General features: G+C 74.5%; 5 protein-coding genes. 2 read left to right on the top strand and 3 right to left on the bottom strand.

Annotation, left to right across the window (positions count from 1 at the left end; translation table 11 throughout):
• A partial coding sequence (locus HUW36_RS28320; protein WP_343044371.1) for an acetyl-CoA carboxylase biotin carboxyl carrier protein occupies positions 1 to 301 on the top strand: 301 nt, incomplete at its 5' end.
• A 56-nt stretch (positions 302 to 357) separates the two neighbouring features.
• Here the strand turns inward: HUW36_RS28320 and HUW36_RS28315 are convergent.
• Genes HUW36_RS28315 through HUW36_RS28305 form a run of 3 tightly spaced genes read right to left on the bottom strand, consistent with a single transcriptional unit; the run spans position 358 to position 1,996 of the window.
• Positions 358 to 987, bottom strand: a complete 630-nt coding sequence (locus tag HUW36_RS28315; protein WP_174530923.1) for a DsbA family oxidoreductase — start codon at positions 985 to 987, stop codon at positions 358 to 360.
• A gap of 28 nt (positions 988 to 1,015) precedes the next feature.
• A complete protein-coding gene (locus HUW36_RS34670) occupies positions 1,016 to 1,441 on the bottom strand; it encodes a DUF6069 family protein (protein ID WP_246248363.1) in 426 nt (141 codons plus the stop codon).
• 39 nt (positions 1,442 to 1,480) lie between these two features.
• Positions 1,481 to 1,996: a MarR family winged helix-turn-helix transcriptional regulator gene (locus HUW36_RS28305; protein ID WP_174530922.1), complete on the bottom strand. Its 516-nt coding sequence runs from the start codon at positions 1,994 to 1,996 to the stop codon at positions 1,481 to 1,483.
• A 118-nt stretch (positions 1,997 to 2,114) separates the two neighbouring features.
• On the opposite strand from HUW36_RS28305, the gene HUW36_RS28300 reads away from it, so the two are divergent.
• Positions 2,115 to 3,578, top strand: a 1,464-nt coding sequence (locus HUW36_RS28300; protein ID WP_174530921.1) for an MFS transporter, incomplete at its 3' end; no start/stop codon positions are given.

Genomic DNA, 3,578 nt, shown 5'->3' with positions numbered 1-3,578 from the left:
CGCCGACCCGGTGGGCGTGGCCGCGCCGGTCACCGCGGCCGGTGACGAGCCCGCCCGGCACGTGGTGCGCGCGCCGACCGTGGGGGTCTTCTACCGGGCGCCGGAGCCGGGGGCGAAGCCGTTCGTCGCCGAGGGGGACATCGTCCAACCGGGCCAGCAGGTGGGCATCGTCGAGGCGATGAAGCTGATGATCCCGGTGCACGCCGACGCGCACGGCACCGTCGTCGAGGTGTTGCGCGCCGACGGGGCCCCGGTGGAGTACGACGAGCCGCTGCTCGCCCTGTCCCCACTGGACGGGTGAGCGACCGCCGCGCCCGCACGGCGCCGGCCCGGACCTCGTCCGGGCCGGCGCCGTCGTCACGGCCGGCTGGGCGTGGCGGCCCGGGCGAGCAGCGCCCGGTAGTCGTCCACGGACAACGCGCCGGTGGCCCGCTCCCGCCGGTCGACCACCACGGTCGGCACACCGGTGACGCCGGGCGCGCCGGCCTCGGCGCGGACCTGCGCCGCGTACCGGTCACCGGCGAGCACCTGCCGGGCCGCCGCCGGGTCCAGGCCGACCTCGGTGGCGAGGCCGACCAGCACGTCGTGGTCGGCCACGTTGACGTTCTCGGTCAGGTGGGCCCGGAACAGCCGTTCGGTCATCTCGTCGCGGGAGCCGGCGGCGTCGGCCAGGTGGCACAGCCGGTGGGCGTCGAAGGAACTGACCGGGCGGGTGGTGCCGAGGTTCAGCTCCAGCCCCTCCTGCGCCCCCAGGGCGCGGATCCAGCCGAAGAGCTTGGTCACCTCCGCCTCCGTGCGGCCGCGCCAGCGCACCATCACCTCGCCCAGCGTGAGGTCGGGGGTACGCCGGTGGCCCGGCCGCAGTTCGAACGCCCGCCAGGTGATCCGGGTGTCCGGGTCGCCGTGGTCGGCCAACGCCCGTTCCAACCTCCGCTTCCCGATCCAGCACCAGGGGCACATGATGTCGGCCCAGACCTCCACGAGCACGGCGTTCCTCCTCTCCTCACCCGGCCGCTCAGGCGGCCCGGACGGTGCGGCGCAGCCCCGGGACGAGCACGGCGGCCAGCGCGGTGTGCACGAGCGCGACCGCCACCCGGTCGGCCAGCCGGAAGCCCGGCAGGTAGGGCAGGCTGAGCAGGAACACGGCCAGGGCGACGCCGGTCCACACCGCCCGGGCCCGGGCCGGGGCGGTGAAGCGTTCCAGCACGGCCAGCAGCGCCCAGCCGGCCAGGCAGGCCAGCGCGGCGGCGAAGGTGACCGCGCTGAGGGTCAGCGGTTCGGTCTCGGACGAGGCGGGTCGCTGCGGTACGCGGATCTCGCCGGTCACGGCGTCGGCGACGGCGAACACCACGACCGCGGCGACCACCGCCGCCACGACGACCACGGCCCGGGTGGCCCGGCGTCCCAGGGCGGGGCGGGCCTCTCCGATGGCGCTGCTCATGCTCTGCTCCCTCTGCTTGTCGGTGGCCGGGCCGGTTGCTCAGCCCGGCGCGGGGGTTGCGCCGGTCGGGTCGTCCGGGACGTCCCAGGACAGCTCCAGCGCGGCGATGTACCTCATGTGCTCGGCCTGGAACCGCCGGCCGGCGTCGATGAAGCCCTCGATGAGTTCGAGTTCCTCGGTGGAGTACTTCTCGAAGTTGCGCAGCGACCACGCCACCACCGGCCCGTAGAGCTGCTGGCTGACGTGGTCGGCCAGCGGGGTGAGGCGGACCAGCACGCGACGCCTGTCGGCCGGGTCCTTGACCCGCTCGACCAGGCCCCGCTCGGCGAGCCGGTCGACGACCGTGGTAAGCGCGTTGGGGCTGATGCCGCAGGCCTGGGCCAGGACGCTGGCCGGCATCGGCCCCTCGCTCAGGGCGTCGAGGCACCGCCCGTCGGTGCGGTTGATGCCAATCTTGTGGAAGGCGGCGTCGTCCAGCAGATCGGTCTGCAGGCGCGACGCCCGCCAGGTCCGCATCAACGCGTAGACCACCTCGTCCCGCGTTCTCCTTGACATGGTCACTCCGAACCCCGAATACTTCGGACTTAGAAGGTATCGACTTTCGAACTTTTTCGCTACTCCCGCCCGGCGGGCGTTCACCCACCCGCCGGGGCACTCCGACGAACGGGACGACATGACCGACAACGTGGCCCTCGCGCCCGCGTCGACGGTGGCCGGCGGAGCCTACCGGTGGCGCTGGCCCGCCTTCGCCGTCGTACTGCTGGCCTCGATCATGGACCTGCTCGACACGCTGGTCACCAACATCGCGGCACCGTCCATCCGGGCGGAGCTGGGCGGTGGGCCGGCGCTGATCCAGTGGCTCGGCGCCGGCTACACCCTGGCCCTCGCCGCCGGCCTGATCACCGGTGGCCGACTCGGCGACCTGTACGGCCGCAAGCGGGTCTTCCTGGTCGGCGCGGCCGGGTTCACCGTGGCCTCGCTGCTCTGCGCGGTCGCGACGTCCCCCGGCACGCTTGTCGGCGCCCGGGTGGTGCAGGGCCTGTTCGGCGCCGTGATGCTGCCCCAGGGCCTGGGCGTGATCCGGGCGATGTTCCCGCCGCAGGAACTGGCCAAGGCGTTCGGCGTGTTCGGCCCGGCGATGGGGCTGGCCTCGGTGGCCGGCCCGGTGCTCGCCGGCGCCCTGGTGAGCGCCGACGTGTGGGGCACCGGCTGGCGGATGATCTTCCTGATCAACCTGCCGCTGGGGCTGTTCGCCGTGGTCGCCGGCGCCCGTTTCCTGCCCGGCGGACAGACCAGCGGCGCGCGGCGGCTGGACGTGCCCGGCGCGCTGCTCGCCGCCGTGGCCGCGCTGCTGCTGGTCTACCCGGTGGTGCAGGGGCGGGAGCTGGGCTGGCCGGCCTGGGCGTTCGCCATGATCGCGCTGTCGCTGGTGCTCTTCGTGGTGTTCGCCCGGATCGAGGCGCGGGTGCACCGGCGCGGCGGCGACCCGCTGATCGTGCCGACGCTGTTCCGCAACCGGGCCTTCACCGGCGGCCTCGCCACCGGGCTGGCCATCTTCACGTCGATGGTCGGGTTCGGCCTGGTGCTCGCCGTGTTCCTCCAGGTCGGGCTCGGCTACTCCCCGCTGAAGGCCGGCCTGACCGTGCTGCCGCAGGCGCTCGGCAGCATGGTCGGCTTCGCGTTCGCCGGCGCCGGGCTCTCCGCCCGGCTGGGCCGCCGCTCCCTGCAACTCGGCATCCTGCTGATGCTCGTCGGCCTCGCCGCGGTGGCGCTGGTGCTGCGGGCCGACGGCGCCGACGTCTCGCCGTGGCACCTCGCCGGGCCGCTGCTGGTCTACGGGTCCGGCCTGGGCCTGTTCCTGTCCCCGTTCTTCGACATCGTGCTCGCCGGGGTGCGCCCGCAGGAATACGGCTCCGCCTCCGGCACCATGACCGCGATCCAGCAGTTCGGCGGCGCGCTCGGCGCCGCGGTGCTGGGCACGGTCTTCTTCGGCGTGCTCGTCGGACAGGTCTCCGGCGCGGTCGACACCGGCGCGGCCGACCTGCGGGCCCGGCTCGGCGCGGTCGGTGTGGCGGCGTCCGACCAGGACCGGCTGGTGTCCGACGTGCGTGCCTGCGGCCGGGCCGGGGCCCAGGCG

The sequence above is a fragment of the Micromonospora maritima genome (assembly GCF_902825405.1).
Lineage (GTDB): Bacteria > Actinomycetota > Actinomycetes > Mycobacteriales > Micromonosporaceae > Micromonospora > Micromonospora maritima.
This window is presented reverse-complemented; position numbering and strand designations above follow the sequence as displayed.

What these genes read in the sequence shown, in the direction of transcription:
- HUW36_RS34670 (WP_246248363.1), bottom strand. Translation starts at nt 1,441, where the DNA reads ATGAGCAGCGCCATCGGAGAGGCCCGCCCCGCCCTGGGACGCCGGGCC.
- HUW36_RS28305 (WP_174530922.1), bottom strand. Translation starts at nt 1,996, where the DNA reads ATGTCAAGGAGAACGCGGGACGAGGTGGTCTACGCGTTGATGCGGACC.